The organism is Cellulosilyticum lentocellum DSM 5427 (assembly GCF_000178835.2).
Taxonomy (GTDB): Bacteria; Bacillota; Clostridia; order Lachnospirales; family Cellulosilyticaceae; genus Cellulosilyticum; species Cellulosilyticum lentocellum.
Genome location: NC_015275.1, coordinates 1904226 through 1930630, shown reverse-complemented (window position 1 = coordinate 1930630; position 26405 = coordinate 1904226). Strand labels below are relative to the sequence as shown.

General features: G+C 35.6%; 18 protein-coding genes. 1 reads left to right on the top strand and 17 read right to left on the bottom strand.

Going from position 1 to position 26405, the window contains the following annotated elements; translation table 11 throughout:
• Positions 1 to 15 precede the first annotated feature (15 nt).
• The 9 genes from CLOLE_RS08705 to CLOLE_RS08665 form a co-directional block, all read right to left on the bottom strand.
• The gene (locus tag CLOLE_RS08705) at positions 16 to 426 is read right to left on the bottom strand and encodes a GtrA family protein (protein WP_013656731.1); all 411 of its coding nucleotides are present in this window, start codon (positions 424 to 426) and stop codon (positions 16 to 18) included.
• Positions 407 to 1387, bottom strand: a complete 981-nt coding sequence (locus CLOLE_RS08700; RefSeq protein WP_013656730.1) for a glycosyltransferase family 2 protein — start codon at positions 1385 to 1387, stop codon at positions 407 to 409. The genes CLOLE_RS08705 and CLOLE_RS08700 overlap by 20 nt, the downstream gene beginning before the upstream one ends.
• Positions 1388 to 1403: 16 nt before the next feature.
• Complete coding sequence (locus CLOLE_RS08695; protein WP_013656729.1) at positions 1404 to 3200, bottom strand: thiamine pyrophosphate-binding protein; 1797 nt, start codon at positions 3198 to 3200, stop codon at positions 1404 to 1406.
• Positions 3201 to 3222: 22 nt separating this feature from the next.
• On the bottom strand, positions 3223 to 4302 hold the full coding sequence (rfbG, locus tag CLOLE_RS08690; protein WP_013656728.1) for a CDP-glucose 4,6-dehydratase: 1080 nt from the start codon (positions 4300 to 4302) through the stop codon (positions 3223 to 3225).
• Positions 4303 to 4304: 2 nt separating this feature from the next.
• Positions 4305 to 5078 carry a glucose-1-phosphate cytidylyltransferase gene (gene rfbF, locus CLOLE_RS08685; RefSeq protein WP_013656727.1) on the bottom strand — a complete coding sequence of 258 codons (774 nt, stop codon included), beginning with the start codon at positions 5076 to 5078 and terminating at the stop codon, positions 4305 to 4307.
• Between the two features lie 23 nt (positions 5079 to 5101).
• On the bottom strand, positions 5102 to 6466 hold the full coding sequence (rfbH, locus tag CLOLE_RS08680; protein WP_013656726.1) for a lipopolysaccharide biosynthesis protein RfbH: 1365 nt from the start codon (positions 6464 to 6466) through the stop codon (positions 5102 to 5104).
• Positions 6467 to 7152: 686 nt separating this feature from the next.
• Complete coding sequence (locus CLOLE_RS08675) at positions 7153 to 8154, bottom strand: GGGtGRT protein (protein WP_013656725.1); 1002 nt, start codon at positions 8152 to 8154, stop codon at positions 7153 to 7155.
• Between the two features lie 14 nt (positions 8155 to 8168).
• Positions 8169 to 8861 (bottom strand): iron-sulfur cluster assembly scaffold protein, encoded by a 693-nt coding sequence (locus CLOLE_RS08670; protein WP_013656724.1) that lies wholly within the window; start codon positions 8859 to 8861, stop codon positions 8169 to 8171.
• Positions 8862 to 8985: 124 nt separating this feature from the next.
• Positions 8986 to 11784 carry an insulinase family protein gene (locus tag CLOLE_RS08665; RefSeq protein ID WP_013656723.1) on the bottom strand — a complete coding sequence of 933 codons (2799 nt, stop codon included), beginning with the start codon at positions 11782 to 11784 and terminating at the stop codon, positions 8986 to 8988.
• Between the two features lie 130 nt (positions 11785 to 11914).
• Here CLOLE_RS08665 and CLOLE_RS08660 point away from each other — a divergent pair, with 130 nt between their 5' ends.
• Positions 11915 to 13228, top strand: coding sequence for a peptidoglycan-binding protein (locus CLOLE_RS08660; protein ID WP_013656722.1), 1314 nt, complete (start codon positions 11915 to 11917; stop codon positions 13226 to 13228).
• Between the two features lie 77 nt (positions 13229 to 13305).
• On the opposite strand, the gene CLOLE_RS08655 is transcribed toward CLOLE_RS08660, so the two are convergent.
• From CLOLE_RS08655 to CLOLE_RS08620, 8 genes are all read right to left on the bottom strand, one after another.
• Positions 13306 to 14658: an ABC transporter permease gene (locus CLOLE_RS08655; RefSeq protein ID WP_013656721.1), complete on the bottom strand. Its 1353-nt coding sequence runs from the start codon at positions 14656 to 14658 to the stop codon at positions 13306 to 13308.
• A complete protein-coding gene (locus CLOLE_RS08650; protein ID WP_013656720.1) occupies positions 14645 to 17050 on the bottom strand; it encodes a COG1361 S-layer family protein in 2406 nt (801 codons plus the stop codon). The genes CLOLE_RS08655 and CLOLE_RS08650 overlap by 14 nt, the downstream gene beginning before the upstream one ends.
• Positions 17034 to 17810 carry an ABC transporter ATP-binding protein gene (locus CLOLE_RS08645; RefSeq protein WP_050794676.1) on the bottom strand — a complete coding sequence of 259 codons (777 nt, stop codon included), beginning with the start codon at positions 17808 to 17810 and terminating at the stop codon, positions 17034 to 17036. The genes CLOLE_RS08650 and CLOLE_RS08645 overlap by 17 nt, the downstream gene beginning before the upstream one ends.
• A 177-nt stretch (positions 17811 to 17987) precedes the next feature.
• Complete coding sequence (locus CLOLE_RS08640) at positions 17988 to 19748, bottom strand: S8 family peptidase (protein WP_013656718.1); 1761 nt, start codon at positions 19746 to 19748, stop codon at positions 17988 to 17990.
• An 8-nt stretch (positions 19749 to 19756) separates the two neighbouring features.
• The gene (locus CLOLE_RS08635; RefSeq protein ID WP_013656717.1) at positions 19757 to 21529 is read right to left on the bottom strand and encodes a S8 family peptidase; all 1773 of its coding nucleotides are present in this window, start codon (positions 21527 to 21529) and stop codon (positions 19757 to 19759) included.
• Positions 21530 to 21542: 13 nt separating this feature from the next.
• Complete coding sequence (locus CLOLE_RS08630) at positions 21543 to 23864, bottom strand: S8/S53 family peptidase (RefSeq protein WP_013656716.1); 2322 nt, start codon at positions 23862 to 23864, stop codon at positions 21543 to 21545.
• Between the two features lie 11 nt (positions 23865 to 23875).
• Positions 23876 to 25564 carry a S8 family peptidase gene (locus CLOLE_RS08625; protein WP_013656715.1) on the bottom strand — a complete coding sequence of 563 codons (1689 nt, stop codon included), beginning with the start codon at positions 25562 to 25564 and terminating at the stop codon, positions 23876 to 23878.
• Positions 25565 to 25687: 123 nt separating this feature from the next.
• Entirely contained in the window at positions 25688 to 26401 is a 714-nt protein-coding gene (locus CLOLE_RS08620) for a 3'-5' exonuclease (RefSeq protein ID WP_013656714.1), read from the bottom strand.
• Between the last annotated feature and the right edge of the window lie 4 nt (positions 26402 to 26405).

Sequence of the window (26405 nt, the reverse complement as noted above, 5' to 3'; positions counted from 1 at the left end):
TTGTCTTTATTAATATTATCTTTTTTCAAAAGTCCAGTATTTATTTAATACGTAATTTAAGGGTGTTGTAATAAATATATTAATAAATGGAGCTATCATTTCTGAAATTCCTATTATTTCTATCTCTAACCATAGCAAAATAGTTGATAATATCCACGTTCCTAAATAGGTTGAATAAAATTTTAGAATAGATATAATGCTATTTTGTTTGATTTTAAACACCCAATTTCTATTCCAAAAGTAGCCATTTAAACTTCCAAAAACAAAGCCGAAGATATTAGCTATTTGATAATATACCCCTAGATAAAGCATCAAATAATATGTTACAAGTGAAATCGTCAAATTACTGACACCAACAATTATAAATCTAATGAATTGCCTATTTTTCTTAAACAAGCTTATTAGTTTAAGATTCATCTTTTTCATTCTTCTCTCCCTGTATATCTCTCTCCTTTTCAAAATTGATACGTTCTTCTTCAACTACTAATGGGCGATTCATTACCCTTGCATTAATATTCATTATGTATTCTCCTAAAAACCCTATGAAAAATAGTTGTGCTGCTCCTAAGAAAAACATTCCTATTAATATAGGTGCCATTCCAGCTACAAATCGCTCCCAATAAATAAGTTTCATTATAAAATAAATTATCCCAACAACAAAACTTATTCCCCCAATAATAAATCCTCCTATGGTAGCTAATCTTAGTACTGCCTTTGAATAAGATGTAATTCCTAGCATCCCAAAATCAAACAGAGTAAAGAAATTATTTTTACTTTTACCTCTTTCTCTTTTTGGCTGTACATATTCAATCTCTGCTCTTTCAAATCCTAGTTCTGCTACAATACCTCTAAAATAAGGCATTGGATCCTTCAATCCTCTTAATACTTCTATAAAACTCCTATCATATAATCCAAACCCTGTAAACTGCTCAATCTGCTCTACATTAGCTATCTTCTTAAGTGTCTTATAATAACAACCTCTCAAAAAGTACATTATCTTATTTTCTTTACTTGTTGTTTTTATTCCAATAACAATTCGATACCCCTCTTCCCACTTCTTAACAAAATCCACTATCATCTCTGGAGGGTCCTGAAAATCAGCAACTAATCCAATAACACAATCACCTGTTGTTTGTAATAATGCATAATAGGGCGAATTTGACTGTCCAAAATTCTTTGCATTTAATATTACTTTCACCTTTTTATTAGTTTTACACAAGTTTCTAAGTAACTCCCTAGTTCTATCAGTTGAACAATTATCAATAAAAAGAATTTCATAATCATACTGATTTAATTCTCTAGTCATAATTTCTTCAACTCTACTAGTAATAAGCATTACATTTTCTTCTTCATTATATGTAGGAATTACTATACTGACTTTCTTCATTATACATTCCACCATTCTACTCAATATTTATCTTATTAGTCACATATTCTTTCCTATCTAAGAAAGGATACATATCATCTAATGGTTTAGACACTATAGTGCCATCTTCTAACTTTTGTGAAGCAGATTTTGGCGCAAAAATGTAATCTGTTTTTAATTTAACAACACAAACTGCGGGTCCTTCATCCTTTAATATCTCCTTTATTTTAGAAAAATCATTAGTATTTTTGATACATACTGTCTTTATACCATACGCTTCTGCAATATTTATAAAATCAGGAATCCCTACACCATGTGAAGGATCACTAGCTACTTTAAAGCCTTCGAACAAATTATCTTGAGTCTGCTTAATTGAAATATAGCCTTGATTATCTAAAATAAATAATTTTACTGGAAGCTGATAATACTTCAAAGTCTCCAGTTCTTGAATGTTCATTTGCAAACTACCATCTCCTGCTAAACAGATCACTCGTTTATTAGGATGAGCTATAGCAGCACCAATAGCAGCTGGTAAATCATATCCCATAGCAGCACAACCCGAATTCCAAATCACACGTTGGCCTTTTTTAATAAAGCCCGCTTGGAAATAGCAAACTGAACATGTTCCATTACCTGTAATTACTATTTCTTCTTCTTCTAATTGCCTACTTAAGACATCTACAAAATAATAAGGATTGATTTTATTATCTTTTTTATACGCCTCTAACACAACAGGATAACGTTCTTTCTTATCCATACACCACTGATGCCATTCTTCCCATTTAGGAAATACCATCCCCTTTGATTGTTCTATTAACCCTCTTAAGAATAGTTTAATATCTGTATGTACCGGAAAATCTGGTTTAACCGTAGGCTTCATTAGTTCTCTCTCATCAATATCCACTACAATTTTAGTAGCCTGTGCTGCAAATTCATCCCAATTATAGCCTACTTGCCTAATATTGTTTCTTGTTCCTAAGCATAAAAGAACATCGGCATTTTGCACAGCAAAATTTCCAGCACGATCTCCTATAGTTCCGACACGCCCAACATAGTTAGGATGCTCTGTTTCCATCAAGTCACAACCATTAAAACTCGAAACAATAGGAATAGGTAATTGCTCTCTTACCATATGAAATAAATCTATGGCATTTCCCATACGAATGCCATGACCAGCTAATATTAACGGTCTTTTAGCATTCTTAAGTAGTTCAAGTACTTGATCTATTTTAGTTTCTAGCACTTTCTCTCTTTCTATTTCTGTTCCTATTATTTCCACGACAGCATTTTTTGCCTCTTCTTCAATTAGTGCTGATTGAATATTAATAGGAATATCTAGCCATACAGGACCTTGTCTTCCTTCTAACGCCATTTGAATAGCCTTATCCAACTCTACTTTTATATCCTCTGGCTCTACAATCATCTTGGCATATTTGGTTAATGGCCTTACAACATCTATAATATTAATTTCTTGATCACCTAATTGTCTAAGACCTACTTCAGGGCAAGATGCAATAGTTGTAGAATATTTCACTTGCCCTGACAGATATAATACAGGTGTAGAATCTAGCCATTGTCCCATTAACCCCGTAATCGTATTGGTTCCTCCAGGCCCTGTTGTAACACATACTACAGCTAATTTACCTGTAGATTTTGCATACCCTTCTGCACTTATACTGCATGCTTGCTCATGTTGATTACAGATATAACGTAGGTCTGAATTTCTACCAATAGCATCATTTAGGAAAATAGCACCCCCTCCAGAAATCATAAAAACATCTTTTACCCCATAAGTAACTAATTTTTTTGTGATATAATCTGCCACTCTAATCATGATTTGCTTCCTTCTCTCTTTCTTAGTTCATCATTAAGTCTGTATAGTTTGTAATCTGCTTAACACTTAATAAATAGCAGTCTTCTTTCTGATATTGTTTGTACCATTCTACTGTATAGCGTATAGCCTCATCTATATGGAGTATCGGTTTCCAGCCTAGCTTAAATACTGATTTACTAATATCTAAATTAAGCCAATTAGCCTCATGACATAAGGTTTGTTCTTGAATACAATTCACCTTACCACTTCCATAACAGTGGATTAATTTTTGAACCAGTTCTCCTACAGGTATAATAGAGTCTATGGTTGGTCCAAAATTCCAAGCCTGACTATACTGTTGTGGATATTTAGTTAACATTTCTCCTAATTTCAAATAGCCCCTCAAAGGCTCTAATACATGTTGCCATGGCCTAATAGCTTGTGGATTTCTTATAAATATTTCTTCTTCACTAAATATTGCCCTCATACAATCTGGAATAAGCCTATCTTTAGCCCAATCTCCTCCACCTATAACATTTCCTGCTCTTGCTGAAGCAATAGCTTTTTGATGTATCTCATAATTTACAGGAGACATAAAAGAATTTCGCCAAGATTGAATAGCTATTTCCGCTGCTGCTTTTGATGAACTATAAGGATCATACCCCCCTAATGCATCATTTTCACGATACCCCCACGGTTGCTCTTTATTGTCATAGCACTTATCAGTGGTTATTAATACACCTACTTTAGTTGCTGGAGTATTTCTAATGCATTCTAAAACGTGAATCGTCCCCATTACATTCACTTCATATGTTTCCGAAGGTTTTTCGTAAGACTCTCTTACTAACGGCTGCGCTGCTAAATGAAATACATATTCTGGCTTATATTCTTCAAATACATTTTTCAACTTATTGATATCCCTTATATCCCCTCTTATATCAACCATTTTATCTTGTAGTTGAGCTAAGACAAATATATCCTTCTGAGAATTAGGTTCCAAAGCATAACCAATTACTTTAGCACCTAATTCAAGCAACCAAATACATAGCCAAGAACCTTTAAATCCTGTATGTCCCGTCACTAATACTACTTTGTCTTTATAAATATTATTAAAATTCTCCATTATTACCACACCTTCCAAAATGCCTTATTTTCTTTCCACATTTGATTGAGGTGGTAAATATCTCTTTCATTATCCATACATGCCCATAGTCCATCGTGAGTAAATACTCCGATTTTTCCTTGTTCTGCTAATCGCTCAAATGTTCCATATTCTAAATCACAGTCCTCATCCTCAGATAAGTAACTTAATAGTTCTTTATTAAACACCATGAATCCACCATTAATAAGCCCCTGTGAGGTCTGTGCTTTTTCCTTAAAAGAAGCCAGTACATCTCCATCTGTTCTAAGTTCACCAAAACGTGCTGGTGGATGAACCCCGGAAATCGTTACAGTTTTATTGGCTCTTAAATGAAAATCAATTAATTCATTAATATTAATATCAGCTACACCATCTCCATAGGTTAAGAGATTAATATCATCCGTTAAATATTTTTCAATACGTTTTAGCCTACCGCCTTTAAGTGTATCTACGCCTGTATCGATTAATGTAATCTTCCAATCTTGTTCATCATGATGCGTCAAATAAGTCACTTCTCCTGTACCTATATTAATAGTAAAATCATCTTGTTTTGCGGCATAGTGCAAAAAATAATTCTTTATCAAATCGGCTTTATATCCTAAACATAAAATAAATTCCTTAATACCATAGTAGGAATAGATTTTCATAATATGCCAGATAATTGGTTTACCTCCTATTTCCACCATAGGTTTTGGTAATAGCTGAGAAATTTCTCCTAATCTTGTGCCATATCCCCCTGCTAAAATAACTAATTTCATATTTTCCCCCTACTCGTTCAGTCTTATTTCATGTTATTATCAACAAACTCATGTAATACTTGAATCATGTAATCTAGCATAGGCTTTGTCATCCCCGGATAAACACCTATCCAAAAAGTGCTTTTCATAATACGATCTGTTTGTAGTAATTCTCCTACTACTCTATAACTTTCTTCTGCTTCTCGTAACTCATCAAAACAAGGTTGTCTCACAATATTCCCGGCAAACAACATACGTGTTTGAATACCACGACTTTCTATGTATTGCACCACATCGTCTCTAGAGAAAGAAACATCTTCTTTTAGAGTGATAAGGAAACCAAACCAACTTGGATTACTCTTATCAGCCGCTTCTGGCAAGAGAAAAAACGCTGTCAAATCAGCTAATCCCTTTTTTAAATAAGCCCAATTCCTTTGTCTTTCCTCAATAAAGTGTGGTAATTTTTTTAGCTGCGCACATCCTATAGCTGCTTGCATGTCTGTTACTTTTAAATTATAACCAAAGTGGGAGTATACATATTTATGATCATATCCCTTAGGAAGTTCACCAAACTGTCCTGTAAAACGATGCTTACAAGTATTATCTTGTCCTGACGCACAAAAGCAGTCTCTTCCCCAATCTCTAAATGATTCTATAATTTGTTTTAGTTCTATATGATTAGTGTATACCGCTCCACCCTCTCCCATTGTCATATGATGTGGTGGATAAAAGCTAGAGGTTCCAATATCACCTATCGTTCCTGTATAACGCCATTCTCCCTTGTAATAATATTGAGAACCTAAAGCGTCACAATTATCTTCTACTAGCCAGAGTTTATATTTGTCACAAAATGTTTTTACTGTTTCTATGTCAAAAGGATTTCCCAATGTATGTGCAACCATAACAGCTTTTGTGCGCTCGCTTTTAGCACTTTCTAGTTGCCTCACATCTATATTGTATTGCGGCAATGTCACATCAACAAAAACAGGGATTGCACCATATTGGATAATAGGAGCAATAGTTGTTGGAAAACCTGCGGCTACTGTAATCACCTCATCTCCTTTTTGTATGCGACGCTCCCCTAACTTATATGAAGTCAATGCCATAAAAGCTAGCAAATTAGCAGATGAACCTGAATTTGTTAGTGAACAATATTTTACACTTAAAAATTCACTAAATTCCTTTTCAAACTGTTGACTATAACGCCCCGTAGTAAGCCAGAATTCTAAAGCAGAGTCCACTAAATGAATCATCTCATCTTCATCAAAAACCCTTCCTCCATATGCAATACGTTCTCCAGGTGTAAATACTTGTTGATCTTTGAAATTAATCTCATAGTACTCTCTTATATTTTCTATTATTTTGGATTTAATTTGATTACTTTTTTCTAGTCTACTATCATATTGCACAGCACCACATCCTAATATTTCACTTTTATTTTAACTTAATTATACATAACATTATACAATAAATCAAATTATATGACATTATTAAATATTTAAACTAAAACATAAATATCTTATACCTTTCACAAGATTTTATTGCAATTTATTACACTTTTATAGGCACTAAAATATACAAGAATAAATTTTATTTTTTTGTTAGGGAATATTTCGTCCTAGTACATATATATTAATGTAAAATAAAATAAACAACTTCCATCGGCATAATCACTGCAGCATCAACCTGAGGAACTGACCGGGTCGACCAAGTCTCAATCTGTTGTTACAGGTACCTCTGGCTCTAAGGAAAATGTTCACTGGTGCGCTACAAGGGAGGCGCCATCCTATAAGTTGTCAAAAAGTTTTACATCCTAGCAGTACCAAACAAAGTTTCAAATCAGAGTCTTAAGGTCTTCGCTTCCTAGATAGGACAGTCCGGGCCTAGACTTTAAGAGCTCCTCACTCATGGCTTGAACTTTCATAGCTCTCTTAAGTAGTCACTGCTTCTTTAGCTAGTTGTGCCGAGGAGCCATTTCTATGCCTTGAAGTAAGGTCTACTTAAGGAGCTGAGAAAGTTTCACCAGAGTCTGGACAATAAAAAACGGTAACCACGTCTATACGTGATTACCGTTTTTTATTGTTCTAAAAAGGAATTATTTATTCATTGCTTCTTCGATAGCTACGGCTACAGCAACTGTAGCACCTACCATTGGGTTGTTACCCATACCGATAAGTCCCATCATTTCTACGTGAGCAGGCACTGATGAAGAACCAGCGAATTGTGCATCTGAGTGCATTCTTCCCATAGTATCAGTCATACCATAAGAAGCTGGACCAGCAGCCATGTTATCTGGGTGAAGTGTACGACCTGTACCACCACCAGAAGCTACTGAGAAGTATTTTTTACCTTGTTCAACACATTCTTTTTTGTATGTTCCAGCTACTGGATGTTGGAAACGAGTTGGATTAGTTGAGTTACCTGTAATAGATACGTCAACACCTTCCATATGCATGATTGCAACACCTTCACGAACATCATCACAACCAAAGCAACGAACTTTTGAACGTTCACCGTTTGAGTATGCGATTTCTTTTACTACATTTACTTTACCTGTCATATAATCAAATTGAGTTTGAACATATGTAAACCCATTGATACGAGAGATAATTTGAGCAGCATCTTTACCAAGACCATTTAAGATAACTCTTAAATCTTCTTTACGAACTTTGTTTGCAGAACGTGCAATACCGATAGCACCTTCAGCAGCTGCAAAGCTTTCGTGACCTGCTAAGAATGCGAAACATTTTGTTTCTTCTCTAAGAAGCATAGCTCCTAAGTTACCGTGACCAAGACCTACTTTACGGTCATCCGCTACAGAACCTGGAATACAGAATGCTTGAAGACCTTCTCCGATAGCTTCTGCTGCTTCTGCCGCTTTGTGACAACCTTTTTTGATAGCAATTGCTGCACCTACAACGTAAGCCCAACAAGCGTTTTCAAAAGCGATTGGTTGAATTCCTTTTGTGATTTCATATGGATCAAAGCCTTTTTCTTTACAGATAGTTCTAGCTTCTTCAATATCTTTGATTCCGTATTTATTTAAAACAACGTTAATTTGGTTAATTCTTCTATCATATGATTCAAATAATGGCATTGTTTGGCACCTCCCTATTCATGTCTTGGGTCAACTGTACGTACAGCATCATCAAATCTGCCGTATTGACCTGTAGCTTTTTCAATTGCTTCGTTTGCATCCATACCTTTTTTAATCATGTCCATCATTTTACCGAAGTGAATGAAACGGTAACCGATGATTTGATCGTCAGCATCAAGAGCGATATTTGTTACATAGCCTTCTGCCATTTCAAGGTATCTTGGTCCTTTAGCAACTGTTGAGTACATTGTACCAACCTGGCTACGAAGTCCTTTACCAAGGTCTTCAAGACCTGCACCGATAGGAAGTCCACCTTCAGAGAATGCAGTTTGAGTTCTTCCGTATACGATTTGTAAGAATAACTCACGCATTGCTGTGTTAATTGCGTCACAAACTAAGTCTGTGTTAAGCGCTTCAAGAATTGTTTTACCTGCTAAGATTTCTGCTGCCATAGCTGCAGAGTGAGTCATACCTGAACATCCAATAGTTTCTACTAATGCTTCTTGAATCACACCATCTTTAACGTTAAGTGTTAATTTACAAGCACCTTGTTGTGGTGCACACCAGCCTACACCGTGTGTAAGACCACTAATGTCTTTAATTTCTTTTGCTTGTACCCATTTACCCTCTTGTGGGATTGGTGCTGGCCCATGGTTAGGTCCTTTAGCGATTGGGCACATTTGTTCTACTTCATGTGAATACATCATTTTCATGACTCCTTTCCACTCATCTCTATTTAAAGATTTCTCTTTAAATCAAAAATTTAACAATACACACTTATTGTATAGGTGGTTAAGGAATCTGTCAATATTTATCCTTTTTTTTAATAGTCTAATATGAGTAGGTAGTGAATTCTTTTTCTGTAGTATAACTTTTTTGAGTCATAATAGAAACTCTACCTTGCTTAAAAAGTTCTTTGTAAATAGCTCCCTTTGCCTTAACAGCTTCTGGTGTTGCTTTAAGAATTTCTTCTTGAAGTCTCATCAGATCAGCTGGACCTTGCCCCCATAAAACTAGTCCTTCCAGAGCATTTGCCTCCTCTAAAGGTGTGCCTAATAAACGAAATTGACTGTGCAGTCTACTTAAAGCTTCTGCTTTGCTACTCTCAAGAGCAATGCTATCTACATTGGTACTTAAAAATTCATGTGCTTTTTCTAAAATAGGCAAGGAACGTTCTATATTAGGATCTCTATAGGTATAAAAAGAGATGGTATATGGATAACTGAGTTGACAACCTGCACCATAAGCACCTAGACCTACTCGAATACGAGGATTAAGATAGTTTTTTGTTAAATAAGTGGTTGCTAGATAATCTAGCCCATCTAAAGGTATCCCCTTATCCATTCCAATGTAGCTATGATCAATGGCTGCATGACTTGTTACAACACAATTTTTAGAAGTGGCTACAAATTTATAGGTAGCTGTTTTATGTTCAAGACAAGGTAATGTCTCTAAAAAATCTTCCCAGCTTTTCGCATATAAATTCGATTCTTTAGCAGGAATAGTTGTTGCTACAATAAGGTCTCCTGTATGATACAGCTTTTTATCAATACGCTCTACATTCAGACGCCAAGCTGTATGATGCATTTTTAAAAGCTCCTCACAAAAAGTATAGGTAGGATAACTCTGTTCATACAAGTAGCGCTTCAATCCTTCTTCTGCTCCTAAGCTGAGGTGTGATAGTGTCCCAATGACATTATTTTCACTTGCCTCTTTCATATCCATAACCCATTCAATGAGTTTTTGTCTGTACCATTCATCTGGCTTGTTTTGTAAGTGTAATCTAGCTTCCCTTAGTAACGTGCTATGATCTGTTTCTTCTGCTTTTGTTAAAACAGCAAGTTTGAAGCAAGGCCAATATCCCTTTTCACTAGGATAAGCCGTACAACCCGTTGTAATAATACCACTAAAAGGGGTAATCTCCTTGGCACTTTCTTCTAATAAGTGGGCATAGAGAAACAAATAAGGCAGTTCCTTTTGAGGTATATGAGCTGTATTAAAATAAAGCTGCGACCTTGCCCATGTGCTTTCTACCTCCGTAACCATTTCTGTATAGTTCTTTTTTTGCTTGCTTTTAATTTCTATATGTGGCCTTAAAATAAGCTCTCTTAAATTTACTGCTTCTAATTTTGTTTTTTGCTTCTGCCAAGCTTCCATTTTAGGAACAATATCTAGCCACTCTTCATCTGAAACAGGACTTAATTTCTCTGGTTCCTTTAGTTCATAAGAACCTGGTAATAATAGAAGTGTATACCTAGTAGCTTGTTCAAATAAAATTTGACGGCTATCTGCATCTAAGCTTTTAGCATTTTGAATATATTCTTTCTTTTCATAATACTGATTAATCGTTTTATAATGAGCCCATGCCTCTAGCATGCTTTGTGCAATATCAATGCCTCTATTGACACTTGTATCTTCTTTAAGCACGAGCCAATTTGCTTGTGCTAGCACATCTTGTTCTGTAAAGTTATTCATTCCTAAATCCTTTGGCATACTGGCAATCAGCTGATCTAGCTGTCTTGCACAATTTTCTAGCTGATTCGTAGGCAAATCTGAAATAACCAGGGAATAAACTGGGCAAGGTAAATCCTCATCTTTAATCCATCTTGCTTTACCTAGTCCAATACGATTCAAATTTTGCCAAAATCCTGTTTGAGGACTCATTAAATAAGCAGTCATCCATAAATCTAATGCTTGTATCTTTTCTGGACTGAGCGACTTTTCTAATACAAAACTTTTTACTAAGACCCCTTTATCTCCACTTGGTAAAACAGTATAGGTGGCTGTTTTTTCTGGATTTAACATTTGGACACTTAAGTCAATACTCTCTTTAGGCTTTGTTAAATCTGTTAAATAGGAAGTTATCATTTGTAAACTTTCTTCAAGTGGAATAGCGCCATATAGGACAATTTTCATATTAGCTGGATAATAGTATTTTTTGTATACCTTTAAGCAATTTTCATAGGTTAAAGTAGGAATCTCATTAGGACTACCACCACTATCATATGCATAGTGGCTATCTTTAAAAATCATATTTCTAAGACTTCTAAAAACAGTACGCTCCTTGCTACTATAAGCACCCTTCATTTCATTATAAACAACTCCCCCTACTCTGTTTTCCATAGGAGATGAATAAAATGCCTCTTCATAAAAACCATAAGGCTCTTTTAATAAATTAGGTTTAAAAACAGCATCAAGATAAATGTGCATAAGTTCTTTATAGCAGGAAAGATAAGGTGTAGAAAAAGGAAATAGGGTCATATCTCCGCTAGTTAATGCATTCATATAGGTGTTAGGATAAGCTTCACTGGCATCAAAAAATAAGCTTGCTGAAGGGTAGTCTTTAGAACCTGTAAATAAGGTATGCTCAATAATATGATTCACACCTGTGGAGTCTGTTGTTGGTGTTTTAACACCTAAAACAAAACTCTTGTTCACATCCTCATTTTCTATCCAAATAACCTCTAAACCTGTTGCTACATGCCGATAGGTATGTATTGTATCGGTATTGTATTTTTCTTTACTTATTTCCTTAAAACCTTGTGATTTAGGACTATTAGGTTTACCAAATATAGGACAAATCATACATAAGACAATGCATATCATAAGAAAACTTTTTCTTTTTAACATAACTCGCCTCCTTTTTTCTTATGATGTGCAATAAACATCTTTTTATCCTTTCATTTTGTTCTAATAAGCCTTAAAAACTCATATATTATCCATAGCTTATTATCAGTAAATTAATAAGGAGGGAACTTAAATGATACCACATCCTATTTATCCCCCTAGTGTTTCTAGACAAAATCTAGGATCGCTCATTGTACAACTTTCTTCAGATACGCTTTTAGGACCTCTTGTTCCTGTTAGTAATGTTAATGTTACTATTAAAGAAATCTCCCCTAGTGGTGAAGAAACTATCATTGCAGAGCTTGTTACTAATGAAGTTGGTCAGACGACTCCCCTAGAATTATCTGCTCCTCCAGTTGACTATAGTTTAGATCCCCTTAATACGCAAAAACCTTATGCTACTTATCGTATTGAAACTGCTTCTCCTAATTACGTAGATGCCATTGTTATGGGCTCACAGATTTTTGCCGATATCCAGTCTATTCAGCCTATTACTTTGCAAGCTACTGAAAGACAGCTTAAACGTTATGCTTCTTATACGAGAGAATTGTTGGAGACTGTTAGCATAGGTCCAGCTACCCTATACGGTAACTACCCACCTAAAATTCCAGAAGCTTCTATCAAACCTATTATTCCTGGCTCTGGTTTTATCGTCTTAGACGAAGTCATTGTACCTGAGTTTGTTATTGTTCATGCTGGAAGCCCCAATGATAATAACGCGCCTAACTATACGGTTCCTTATATCGACTATATCGCCAATGTAGCTAGCTCTGAAATCTATCCTACCTGGCCTATTGAAACCATTAAAGCCAATATTATTGCCATTAATTCCTTTACTTTAAACCGTATTTATACAGAATGGTATCGTAATCAAGGTAAGCCCTATACCATTACTAATTCTACGGCTTATGACCATGCTTTCTTCTATGGACGTAACCTATTTGATTCCATTGTACCTGTTGTTAATGAAGTTTTTGATACCTATATTAAACTACCTGATGTTACTCAACCTCTACTTTCTCAGTATTGTGATGGTGTTAAGTCTCAATGTCCAAACTGGATGACGCAGTGGGGGAGTAAGGATTTAGGCGATGCAGGTTATACAGCTGAACAAATTCTTAGAAATTTTTACGGTAGCAATATCACCCTCAATACTGCTCCTATGGTAGAAGGTAATCCTGAATCTTATCCAGGTAGTCCTTTAAGGTTAGGTGATAGTGGGCCTGCTGTACGTACCATTCAAATGCAGCTGAATCGTATTTCACAGAACTTCCCTCTCATTCCCAAAGTAGCTGTAGATGGTAATTTCAATGAAGCAACTCAGGAAGCAGTGAAGACTTTTCAAAAAATCTTTCATCTTCCCCAGGATGGCATTGTAGGAAAAAGTACTTGGTATGAAATCTCTCGTATTTATGTAGCTGTTACTAAACTTGCTGAACTTGGATAAAATAAATAGACCTGACCGAAGATTATCCACTTCGATTAGGTCTATTTTTATCCTATTCTCTTATTATCTTTATATCACTATTCTGTTCTAATAGCTGAAAGCGCTGAAAGTTTCATTGCTTTTCTAGCCGGAAAGTATCCAGATACGAGACCAACTAAAGTAGAAAAAATAATGCCTGCAGCAATTAACCATGGTGGTACCAAGGATACAGTAGTGCCTCCCCACATCCCTAGCATTCGTGCTATTGGCTCACCTATAGCATTTAATATAAGGGAAATTCCTACAGAGATACTTGCACCTAAAATGCCTCCTATTAAGCCAATAAATAAGGCTTCCATTAGGAAAAGATATTTAATATCTACAAGCTTGGCTCCAATCACTTTCATAACGCCTATTTCCTTAGTACGTTCATAAATACTCATCATCATAGTATTAGCAATACCTATCGCTGCTACAACAAAGGATACAATACCTATACCACCCAAAGCCATACGCTTAGCTGCTGCTTCTTGCTTATACTGTTCTAGCCATTCCATATTGTTATATGCATCATAACCCATGCTCTTAATCTGTTCTAATGTACTCACTACATTGTCTTGGTGGTCTACTTTAATCATTACTTCATTGTAAGTACGTTTCTTATCTCTTTTAGCCTCTTCATCTGTATACCACCCCATTGCCTTTTTATAAGCAATTTGTTCTTTTTTCAATTCTTCATATAGAGCTCTTGGTATAATAACTTTACGTGCTAAATCCATGCTTGTTTCAGGAAATAGGCCTACTACGTTCACCTCTGTTCCTTTAGGTGCTTTAATCTTATTGCCATTAACGTCTTCTAGTTGTGGCTTCCCTGTTTCCCAATCATACTGAATGACTTCTAGTGTAACCTTATCTTTTTCAAGATCGAATGGCATAAATTCAAGTTCCTTAGAATAGTCTATCTGCTTCCCTCTTTTTGTAAAATACTGAAGCACGTTTTTTCCCATTAAAATACTTCTTGTTTCTTCTGGTAATAAACTGCGCCCCTCTTCTACTTTGTATCCCAATGCCTCTATATCAACAGCATCCATCACATAAATTTCCCAATAAGGATCTGGCGTACGATATTTGCCACTACTTAAGTAAACATTAATATCATTAAGCATCGGAATAGCTCTTACAACATGATCTACCTTTTCAAATTCTTTGAGTACCTTATCATCAATTTCTTGGGTAGAGTTACCACCCCCGTAACTCCATACTTGAATCAAAGTAAGATCTCCCATCTGGGCAAACTGCTCTTCCATATTTTTCTCCATAGCTAGACCTAAGGATAACATTAATATAATAGAGCATGCCCCAATCACTACACCTAATATAGTAAGAGCTGTACGCAACTTACGTCGCCATAAATTACGTACGCTCATGCTTATCAAATCAATCTTCTTCATCTAGCATCATCTCTTCTTTTTTTGCTTTTTTCTTTTTAAGCATAACAAGGGTGATTGCTACTGCTACAACGACACCTACACCTACACCTGCTAAAATCCATTTTTTGCTTACAGGCCCTTGAGTTGGTGTTTCTCCTTCCACAGGAGGCATTTCTCCATCTACAGGAGGCATTTCTTCCATCATCATCTCTTCTACAAGGAATTCAAAAGGTTTTCTAATTTCTTGAGTCTTACCGGCTGCATCTTCATATTCTACAATAACTTCACCTTTTAAGGTTCCAGCTTGATTTGCTGTGATCATTGGCTCATAGGTCTGTGAATCTCCTTGCTTAAAGTTACCAATAAACGTTCTATTATTTTCTACTGTAAAGCCTTCTCCTTCTACATAAACCATCATATTGGTTACATCAGTACGTCCTCTATTATAGAAGGTTGTAGATAGTGTTGTTTCTATCCCTACCTGTGCATATTCTACGAAAATGTCACCTGCCTCAATTTTTGTAACTTGTTCTACTGGGATACCTATGTTTTCAGTTGCTGTAATTTCATTGCCATCCTCATCTTCATAAGCCATTTCTAAGGTAATTTCGTAAGTCTTAGCTTTTGCTGTAGGAATGGTATACATGGTTACATCCTTAGTTACTGTTTCTCCTGGACTAAGCTGATCGATGTAAAAGGTATTACTACCACCTACAGGCGTAAATACATTTCCTGTTTGATTTTCACCTTGTTCAATGACTTTAATATTAGCTTTCAAATTGTTAACAGTATGCTTACTGTTTGTATTTAAAAAGCCTAGATGAAGTTCAAAGTTTTCTCCGGCTTGGACAATAGTTGGGTTAACTATATATTCTCCAATGATTACTTTAGGTTTACCTTTTAACTTCTCATCCTCATCGCCTTCTGCATCCTTCTTAGGATTGCTGATGTTAGCACTTCCATATTGACTAATAGTGGTAGGTGCTTTAGCATCACCATATTCAACATTAATCTCAATCGGATGACTACTTGTAATAGCTGCATGAGTTGCTGCAAAAGTTACACTGTATTGTTTAGTTTCTCCCTTACCTAATTTAGTTACAAAGAAGAGATTCTGAGATTTAGGTACAATTCCTTCATCTCCTTTAACAGAAATTTTAAGATTATCTGCTCCGCTTTTGGAAGAAACATTGAATTTAACGGTAAAATTTTGGTCTACACCATATGTATCTGTAGGTGAAATCACATTACTAATAATAACTTCTGAAGCAATGCTTGAAGCCGATGTACTTAAATAAACGTATTGTGTATCTTCTTCTTTTTCACCTGATGAATTTAAATAATCCACTTTAATCTGAATAGGTACACTATCCCCTTTAAAGCTGCTATTTACACGTAATTTCATTGTAATATCTTGACTTGCCTTGCCTTGAATAATATCTAACCTTTTAACATTACTTGCCTCTACTATGGAGACATTTTCAGAATTAACCACTTCAAAACGGATATTCTTTGCATCACGTTGTCCTACATTACTTAACTTAAATGTCACTTCACTTGCTACACCTGGTGTATAGATTTTACTGCCTGATGTGCTTACTTCAAGTGCTGATGGTACTACACTACTATCTACCTGTATATTAACACTATAGCTATTTCCTGCCACACTTACTGTAGCTGGATAAACACCTGCTTTAGCATCTTCACTTACTTTAATCGTAAAAATACCTGTTTTAGTTTCTTTTGATTTAATATTTTTTACTGTTGCAGTGCTTGTTTTAATTTCTACGCCTTCTACCTTACTTCCTAAAGCAAGTTTCATATCAGCTTGATTAACTGTAAAGGTTCCTTTATTAGTTACCTTCACCTCTACATTTTGCGTTTGCCCTGTTTTAACTAATAAGTTATCTTGTTTTTCCACTGTTAATACATCTACAAAATCTTCACTTGATTTTGCTGATAGTGTATAGGATTCTGTATCATTGCTGTCTGGACTAGTTGTTTGAAGACTTCTTCCTACTTCTACTACTACCTCAATATCTTTACTTCCACCATTGTAGACTAGCCCACTAATGGTAATAGTTTTAGATTCACTTACTCCTGATATTTCTTCAGTCTCACTAACAGAAAAATTAGTTTTGCTAGAATCCAGTCCACTCCCTGTGGCTTTAGCATTAGATATGTATACTTTATTACCTTCACCTTGCTTACTTGCTGTTACTTCTACTACTAAACCAAATGTATCACCTGGTTGGATGCTTGATTGATTTTGACTAACTTTATTAATGGTTATTAAACCAAATGCTCCATCTCCTTCTGCTGCATAGATATTTAACCTATCACTTGGCATCATATAGGTAGCCATTAAAAGAAAACTCAACACCCATGCTACCCACTTATTCTTCTTTTTCATAAATCATTTTCCTTCCCTTATCTGTATTTTTTTCTATTTTAAGAACATCGCCGTCTTGCACCGTGATAATCTTATGTGCGTAATCAGCAATTTCTGGGTCATGTGACACAATAATGAGTGTTTGCTTATATTTTTCTGCAATTGCAGTAATCATATCCATTACTTCTATGGTCGTATGCGTGTCCAAATTTCCTGTAGGTTCATCTGCAAATAAAATTTGAGGACGATTCACAAAAGCTCTTGCAATACTCACTCGTTGCTGTTGTCCACCACTCATTTCTTTTGGCTTATGATGAAGCCTTGACCCTAGACCCACTGCTTCTAGCATTTCCTTGGCTCTTTTCTCTCTCTCTTTTTTATCCATTCCTTGAAATACAAGAGGTAATGCTACATTTTCTAATGCCGTTAGTGTGGGAATTAAATTATAAGACTGAAAAACAAAACCAATATTTTTTTGGCGAAAAATGGCTAACTGCGTTTCATTTAATTTTTCAACCCTTATTTTTTTAATTTTTATGGTTCCTTTTGTAGGTTTTTCAAGCCCAGCTAACATATTGAGCAAAGTTGATTTACCTGAACCTGATGTACCAAATAAACAACAAATTTCACCCTTTTCTATTTCTAGGTCAATATGATTGAGCGCCACAATTTTTTCTTTTCCCATACGGTAAACTTTCCTCAAGTTTTTAACTTCTATAATAGGTTCCACCTTATCCCCCCTTCGTAAACAATTGTTCAAATATAACAAACAGTATAGCATACTTAACCATCATTAACCATAAAATAGAGATTACATTATTATGACTTTTTAGTCATAATCCTTAACCTTTTCTTAATATTCTCTCTTTATGATTAATAAAAAGTAAAAAAAGAGTGGGCATCCCTTTTTCTAAAGTCATTGCCTACTCTTCCATCTATCCTATCAGCAAATATTTTATTAAAAAATCAATTGCCTTCTTAGCAGATCTAGACTTTGTTCAATGCATAGTCTACCATATCCCCATAATGGACTAGGATAGTTGATAGAATCATCTCTAGTAGCACCTCTTACTAGGTAAGTTCTTACATTTTCACCATATAAAAAAGGATTATTTCCCTGTATAATTCCCCACTCCATTAAAAGTGCTATTCCCCCTGTCACATGAGGTGTAGCCATACTGGTACCACTTAGAACCCTATAACCTGACGTTGTATGACTTGCTGCACTTATTTCTACCCCTGGGGCTACCAAATCAGGCTTGATGACACTATTATCCCTTCCAAAACCTCTTCCTGAAAAAGGTGCAATTTGACCAGTAATAGCATTATAAGCCCCAACTGATACAACTAACCTTGCTGTTGAAGGCGTAGTCAGTGTCGTGTCTACTGTAGGCGTTAAAAAGAAATTATTAGCAGCACCTTCTTCTGTAGTAGGTCCCCATGCATCAAAACGACCATCTACTACCTGTTGACCATGTACGACAACTTGCCACGCGCCACTTGTAACCCTGTCTGATGCAGGTACTAAAAAAACAGCAAATTCAATATCTCCGCTTAAAGGAGATGGACCTGCAAAAGCAGCATAGACCTTAGTTCCGCCCAACCCATATTGTACCGGTCCCTGAGCATACACAATAAGTGGCGTTCTCCTTCCAGCAGGATCAACGATTTCAAAAGCTAATTCATCAATAGGATTTTGCCAAATAGATAATGGATAATATGTCGTATTTTCTCCTATTTGAAATTCAAAGGTAGTGGTAGATCCTTGTTCTACTTTTCCATCAGTATGATTCCTAGCATTGGCCTCATTACCTGTCCCTACTACAATATTATTCTTCCATAAAGTTGCTGCACTATCTAAATATTGTTCTAAAAGTGCATTACTATCATGAGGTCCATTATTAGTTCCAATACTTATGTTAATGGCAACAGGTTTACCTAAACTTATAGCTTTCTCAATGACATAACGTACACCTAACATAATCTCTATATTTCTTACAAAGCCTTCGAAATCTGGTTGCCCTAGTTTTACAATAATAAATTCTGCTTCTGGTGCTGCCCCTACAATTCTGCCTCCTGAACCCCTACCATTCCCACCTGCTATTCCTGCTACATGAGTGCCATGACCGACTCTATCATCTGTTGGCACTATCTCCTGCTGTTGCATTTTTGTAGGTTGTTCTAAAGCTTGGTTAATTTGCTCCCTTGTATATTCTGTTCCTGTTAAATAACCAGTGGGTGGTGCCCCAGAAATAGATTGATCCCAAATAAAATTGATACGTGTGCTACCATCTTCATTTCTAAAGTCTGGATGAGCATAATTAATACCAGAGTCAATAATACCGAGTAAAGTGCCACTACCTTTTAGCCTATAAGGTGCTTCATTTTGAACAGGTGTAATACAACTGGCCAACATACTTTCATTAATATTATAAAAAAGCCTTTTAGGCACTTCCATATATTCTACTTCTGTAAAATTAAGAAGCTTTTGTATGCGCTCAGGTGGAACGGTTAAAACAGCAAATTGATTACTTATAATTTGTGCTACCCCTCCTACTTTTCGGGCAACTGCTTCAATGTCTCCATTGTATTTGACAAGTATCTCCCAAGTCCCTTTTTGTTCAAATCCCAGTAGCCCTAAATCAATTTCTATCTGTTCTCGTTCATTTTGAGGTACAATACTTAATATTTCTAGTGTTGCATCTGTTTTATTTTGCATGGCCCCTCCTAATTGGTTTGGTTGGCTACTTCTCTCATATTATTAAGGGCTGCCTCTAGGCAAAGTATACCAAATCCCCAACTATTATTAGGATAAGGACCATTAATAATTGGTCTTTTGGCATTACGAATCAAATACACCTCTAAGGCATCCCCATATAATCCTGGATTTCCCAATTGAATAATTCCATAAGACTGCATCAATATATATGCACCTGCTACAAATGCTGCTGCAATACTTGTACCTGATGCTACGGTATAAAGTTCTCCATTTCTTACAGAAGGTACAGTTACATTCACTCCTGGTGCTACTAAATTAGGTCTAATCCTACCATCAGCAGTATATCCCCTACCTGAAAAAGCTGCTAATTGTATGGTATTACCATTATATGCTCCAACGCCAGTTAACCCTTCGGAATCAGCTGGGCAAGTTAAAGTCGTTTCTATAGAAGCTTCTAAAAATCTCGTATTATTAGCGTATTCTCTTACGATACTTCCCCATATATTATAATTACCTTGTAGAATACGTTTTCCCCTTAAACTGATACGCCATAAACCACTATTGATAAATTGACCATTTTGACCTTGTAAAACAATAAGAATTTGTTGCTGGGTGATATCTATAACAGGTTCAGAAAAATTAATAAGTACAGCTGTTTCATCAAATAAATATGCTCTATTTGGCGTTAGCAAACTTAGTACCTCTGTTTTTTCTCCCGTTGGTGACTCTAAGGTTAGTTCTACTTCATCACTTATAGGCTTCCATATGCAACAAGCATACTCTTTCATATCTCTATCAATAATAAATTGAATCTCTTTCGTTTCTCCCTCTCCTATGTTTCCTTGACCATGACTTCCTCTATTCCCTTCGTTGCCCACTCCTACTACAATATTACATACCCAACTTCTATAAACAGCTCCTATATAAGCAGCCAAAATATCTTCTCCATTATGACTAGCCAAATTATATCCTGAACCTAATAAAATAACTAGGGGTTTACGTAGCTCTTTGGCTTTTTCCATTGCAAAACGAATTCCCTGCATGATTTCAAGATCTCTGGGACCATATTCTCTATTAGGTTTTCCTACTTTTACAATAAGTAAATCACATTCTGGAGCCATGCCTCTATTTCTTCTTCCTACACTTCCTCGTCCATTTCCTCCTGCTATTCCTGCTAAAGCTGTTCCATGTCCTAGTAGATCCATAGAAGGAACTTTAACTAGCATTTCCTCTTTGGTAGGTTCTTTTAATGCTTCATCAATCTGCTCTTTGGTATAAAGTGTTCCATCAGCAAAACCTAGTGGTGGCCCTCCTTCTATACCTTGATCCCATAAATATAAAATCCTTGTTGTATCATCATCATTTCTAAAGTCAGGGTGTGTATAATCAATACCTGAATCAATCACAGCTAATAATAATCCTCTTCCTGAGATTTGAAAATTCCCTGTTGGAAGACTGGTTTCCTCTGCACAAACCTGAGCTAAATCAAGATCTATATACTCCATAAACTGAGGCAAACTAATGAAGATTACATTAGGTTCATCTGATAGTTCACTAATATAGCGTCTTCCTATAATAACCTGTGCATAACCTTGACCTAAATCGTAAACTTTCATATCGAATTTACTACTTATTTCTTCTAAAGTATTGACATAACGAACAATAATCTCCCATATTTGTAAAGTTCGGTCTTTTATAAATAAGCTTTTAACATTAGGTGTCAAAAGGTTTTCATAACGCAAAGCTAATTGCACTTGTGCACTTAATTTATTAATAACCATTTGCTAACCTCCCTTATTCTAAAGGTGCGATTAAAGTAGCTTCTAGCTTCTTTAAGTCTAAAATACCACTTCCTTGACTAAAATGAGGATAAGTCTGATTAGGCAAGTGCGTAAGCTGCCGTTCTATCCACATTTGCATCATCTTAGTATTCAGATAAGCTTTTCCCTTCTCCTGCTGCCATTTACTATATAAGGTTGCCACTACTCCTGTCACTAAACTAGCTGCTACATCCGTTCCTTCTAAACATAATATCTCATTTTGTTCCTTTAACCTGATACTTGCCCTACCTTCTGCTACACAGCTTAATCCTGTTTGATTAGTATGCTTTGCTCTACCTGAACCCCTTCGTACAACTAAAGCCTTTGTATCAAAGCTTCCTACTCCCATAGTTCCCCATTTAGCTGGTGCAGGATTTGCCGTATTCAAAGCCGTCCATGAGCTTAATGTAGCTCCTGGATTTACTGGTTGTTCACATAGGCTTACACTTAATCTTAGCTTCTTATTATCTTCAGTGCTCAAATGCAATTGCCAAGTACTTTGTGTGTGCTGCTCTATACGAAATCTAATAACTATTTGCCCACTATGATAATCCCATTTTAACCCACTGCTTTCTACTTTTCCTGCAGTTGTTTGATAAATTCCCTGCTCTTCTATACAAATCCTTTGTGTTTCGTTGCCTAATAATTGTAAACTTGCTTGAAATACCTCTGCTTTTTTCGAACAAATCATCCCAACTATATTTTGCTTTTCTTCCTTCGTTTGTATCCTGACCTCTTTAGAAGAACCTTCTTCTATTAACCATCTGTGCTTTTTATCAGCTTCTTCTCCTACAGGCATAATGATGGTAAGCCCTGGCTGATGACTGAGTTCATTAAAGATTCTATCGTATTTATTAACACCTTCTATTCCCTCTAATAAATAGTGATAAGGTAAATAAAGAACTAGGGGTTTTTGATTAAGCTTAGCTAATTCCATTAATTTGTATGCTCCAATTAATACATCCGGAACTAATGCAACCAGTGGATGAGGTTCTCCTCCATATAGTTGTTGTACGTTTCTGGTTGCAGGCTTTATTTTTGCTACAAGAAATTCTGCCTTAGAAGCAGGCGCTTCATAATAACCTTGTTTTCCTCCAGCTAGACCTAGTAAAAAAGTTGCTTCACTTCTACTATCTGATAATATTTTCTCTGCTTCTAAAGCTGTATTAATTGTAGATGCTGTATAATAAATCCCTTTATCAGCTTGTTCTTGCTCCCATATACAGCTTATTCTTGTTTTTCCTTGAGATGTTCTTAAAAGTGGTTCTTCCCAATCAACACCTTCTACCGATACAATCCCAATATAAACCCCTTCACCTCTGTACTTAAAAGCATTAGTCACCACATTATTCTCATTTATATATAGATCATTACTCTTATGTATGGGGATTTGAGCTACTAGAGGTAAAGTCCATTGTGGCATCACATAGTCCTTTAAATCATTTCTTTGTTGTTCTATGTTTGCCTTAGTATCATAAATAACATAAAAGTCTTGACCTAATAAAATGGTATTTAAACCGACTTGTTCACTTAATTTATTCTTAAAGTTATTTTGCAAAGGTAAATAGAGTTTTTCCGACATTGGAATTTGTTCATAAAAAAGGTCTTGATATAAACTTTCTTGTGTCACTAAAGTTCTTTTCTTTGTAAGTTTTTTTATAGCCTTAGTCATGAGCTTGTTATATGACTTATCATATATAAAATGATTCTCATAAGGTTCAAAATTCTTCTCACTTGGTAAATAGCAGGCTCCAATGTCTTCATCTCTCATTATTTGTAGAACTATATGTTTTTCTCCGACAAGTAATTCATTAATGCATTTGTAGGTTAAACTGCGACAAGTAAAATAACTTTCCTTAGGCTTACTATCTAAATAAATGATAGCAATCTTTTTCAAGGCTTTTGCCTGCTCTATTAAAAGCCGAATTGTTTTAATCAATTCACTGGCCAAAAAACTCTGCTCACTATAGCAACTTATCCATATAGGTCCTTCTTTTAGTAGTGCTTCTTTATTTTGCCATCTTCCTCTTTTTATTTCATAATAGCTACTAACTTTTGAACTTATCTGCCTTACTCCTAATGTTGCAAAGATTATGGGTGCCTCATTTAACAAGCCTAAAGCTTCTACTTGTTCTTCTCCTAATTGCATTTCAAAATCAGGTTCTAAATATCCTTCTCGTTTCTTAGATAGTTCTTCTTTAATATCTAAAAGTACATATCCGGCTCCTAAATCTTCTAAAATCCATGGCTCTAAAGACTGCTTTTCTTTGGTACACGGTGCCATAATCACTCTCATATTCCTCCCCCCTATGCTCTAGAAATACTTGATTGTAAGTCTAGCCTGCCATAGCCTTCTATCGTGTTAGGGTAGATTACATTAGGTTGCCTTCTAGCACCGCGAATCAGAATACTCCTAGCTATCCGTGTATTCATATTAGGAAAATTACCTTTAAGAACCCCCCACTCCATTAACAATGCCGCTGCAGAACTTGTTATGGCTGCCGCTGTACTAGTACCTACATAAGTGGTAAATCCACCTCCTGGCATAGGCCCTTGAACATTAACACCAGGCGCAATTAAATCTGGCTTCATAATGCCATCTGTAGTAGGCCCTCTGCCAGAAGAGACATAAACACTATCATCTAAATAGTCATAGCTCCCTACCGTAATCCCAAATTGCTCTGTCCCTGGTATTTCTATGGTGGTTTCTGGATCAGGTCTTAAAAACCTTGTATCACTTTGAATAAATCCTCTACGTGGTAACCAAACATGAAAAATACCATTAATAACAATGTCTCCATAAACTGTTAATGTCCATAACCCTGGTGTTGGCTCTTCTAACCTAATATCAATTTTTTGACCTCCGGTTAATGGATCTGGATAAAAATAAGTGACAGTTACTGTTGTTTCCTCTAAATTAAGCTTAAATGATTGAGGCATCCGAGGAATAATAGGTATTTTTTCAATAACTTGCCCTAGTGGACTTTTAATAGAAACGGTTATTTTATTAGGAATATCTACCCATACAAACATAGGAAATCCTGTTTCTCTGACACCTACATTAATTTCTAGACTCTCTGAGCCACCACTACTCACTGTACCTTTGTAGTGATGCCCGCTACTTCCTTCATTACCTGCTGCTATAACCACTATGATATTAGCTGCTATAGAAATACTGCTAATATAATCTTCTATTATTTCTGTACCATTGTGTGCACCGTAATTGCTTCCTAGTCCTATACAAATGACTATCGGTTTTTGTTCCTGCAGTGATAACCGAACTAAATAACTGATACCTGCAATAATATCATTGTTCTGATAAGCTGGTTCCCCTGTATTAATTAAAAATATATCTCTTATATATTCACTTGCCGGGCGTAATTTAACCATAGCTATAGTTGCATCTGGTGCTCCTCCTGTATAATCAAGTGTTCCTGTTTGATCATTACCTGCTGCTATTCCCGCTAAAAAAGTACCATGTCCATTTTCATCTTGACTAGGAACTATGGCTAAAGGATCAGGACTTTGAAGAGCCTCATTAATATCTTGTTGCGTATATACGCTACCATAACTATAACCTGAAGGAGGATTTCCCGAAATGGTTTGATCCCATATACTTACAATACGTGTTGTATTATCTGCATTCTTAAAAAGTGTATTCGTATAATCTATTCCTGTATCAACAAATCCAATAATGATCCCATTTCCACGCAATTCCCCATAAGGATAATTATGAAACTGTGAAATATTAGAAGCACTTAAAGCAGGTACTGCATTAAGACCATACGGAATAGGGGATGTAATAAAATTAACTGTATTTCTTAAAGTATTAAACTCTCTTTCTGCTTGCTCCCCAGCAGGAACCGTTATGACATAAGTATTAGGTGCAATCATTTCAAACTGCAATGAAGGAAATGCGCTACTTATCGTTTGTATATCAGTAAAATTGCTTAAAACTAAATTACTCAAGATAAATTGTTGATCAATAGTTGCCATCATTCACCCCATTATATAAAATGCTCAAAATCTAATTTTAGACCTTGAGCATTCTTGTGTTCTTTATTATATTTATGTGGCAATCTCTTTAATTATTAATCTTAAATCCATTTATTTTATTATTTATCTTATTAATTTACCATGACCTACTATAATCTTATCAATTAACTTACTACACTCGGATTTGCTAAGGTTTTCATAACCTTGTGGTAAAACTAACCCATGTCCCTTGCAAAGACTTTCTAAATAGTTTTTTTGCTTTTTAGTCATTGGTTCTATTTTAGGAACCTCCCATTTCATCCTTTCAGGTAGGAAAAGCTTTGCTTCCTTTTTTTCAAACTCATTTCTAAGCTTTTCAAACAACTCATAAGTAGCAAAAGCATCATGATAGGCACGATGAGCATTTTCTAAGGAAATGGCATAGTGCTCACATAAATCACCTAGTTTACGGCTGGGTAAATGTGCCAACATTTTTCTAGAAATCACCAATGTATCTACACCCATTTTTTCAAATGTAAAACCTAAGGCCGTAGCCTTAGTTTTAAGCATGCGATAATCAAATAAAATAATATTATGACCAATCAAAGGAACATCCTCACAAAAGTCTATAAATCGGGGCATTACTTCTTCAATAGGAGGTGCATCTGCTACCATCTCATTTGTAATACCTGTAATAGAAATAATATAGTCAGAAATTATTTGGGTTGGTCTCACCAATTCGTTAAATATTTTTTTTACTTGACCTTCCTCTATATAAACAGCCCCAATCTCTATAATTTCACTTTGCACAGGATGAGCGCCTGTTGTTTCTATATCTACAACAACATACTTATTCATCTTA

Bases quoted from the DNA above. Each gene is read 5' to 3' on its own strand.
- CLOLE_RS08625 (WP_013656715.1), bottom strand. From the start codon at position 25,564: ATGGCAACTATTGATCAACAATTTATCTTGAGTAATTTAGTTTTAAGC.
- rfbF (WP_013656727.1), bottom strand. From the start codon at position 5,078: ATGAAATTAGTTATTTTAGCAGGGGGATATGGCACAAGATTAGGAGAA.
- CLOLE_RS08675 (WP_013656725.1), bottom strand. From the start codon at position 8,154: ATGCCATTATTTGAATCATATGATAGAAGAATTAACCAAATTAACGTT.
- CLOLE_RS08705 (WP_013656731.1), bottom strand. From the start codon at position 426: ATGAAAAAGATGAATCTTAAACTAATAAGCTTGTTTAAGAAAAATAGG.
- CLOLE_RS08700 (WP_013656730.1), bottom strand. From the start codon at position 1,387: ATGAAGAAAGTCAGTATAGTAATTCCTACATATAATGAAGAAGAAAAT.
- CLOLE_RS08660 (WP_013656722.1), top strand. From the start codon at position 11,915: ATGATACCACATCCTATTTATCCCCCTAGTGTTTCTAGACAAAATCTA.
- CLOLE_RS08695 (WP_013656729.1), bottom strand. From the start codon at position 3,200: ATGATTAGAGTGGCAGATTATATCACAAAAAAATTAGTTACTTATGGG.
- CLOLE_RS08665 (WP_013656723.1), bottom strand. From the start codon at position 11,784: ATGTTAAAAAGAAAAAGTTTTCTTATGATATGCATTGTCTTATGTATG.
- CLOLE_RS08630 (WP_013656716.1), bottom strand. From the start codon at position 23,864: ATGAGAGTGATTATGGCACCGTGTACCAAAGAAAAGCAGTCTTTAGAG.
- CLOLE_RS08655 (WP_013656721.1), bottom strand. From the start codon at position 14,658: ATGAAGAAGATTGATTTGATAAGCATGAGCGTACGTAATTTATGGCGA.
- CLOLE_RS08645 (WP_050794676.1), bottom strand. From the start codon at position 17,810: ATGCTATACTGTTTGTTATATTTGAACAATTGTTTACGAAGGGGGGAT.
- CLOLE_RS08620 (WP_013656714.1), bottom strand. From the start codon at position 26,401: ATGAATAAGTATGTTGTTGTAGATATAGAAACAACAGGCGCTCATCCT.
- CLOLE_RS08640 (WP_013656718.1), bottom strand. From the start codon at position 19,748: ATGCAAAATAAAACAGATGCAACACTAGAAATATTAAGTATTGTACCT.
- CLOLE_RS08670 (WP_013656724.1), bottom strand. From the start codon at position 8,861: ATGATGTATTCACATGAAGTAGAACAAATGTGCCCAATCGCTAAAGGA.
- rfbG (WP_013656728.1), bottom strand. From the start codon at position 4,302: ATGGAGAATTTTAATAATATTTATAAAGACAAAGTAGTATTAGTGACG.
- CLOLE_RS08635 (WP_013656717.1), bottom strand. From the start codon at position 21,529: ATGGTTATTAATAAATTAAGTGCACAAGTGCAATTAGCTTTGCGTTAT.
- CLOLE_RS08650 (WP_013656720.1), bottom strand. From the start codon at position 17,050: ATGAAAAAGAAGAATAAGTGGGTAGCATGGGTGTTGAGTTTTCTTTTA.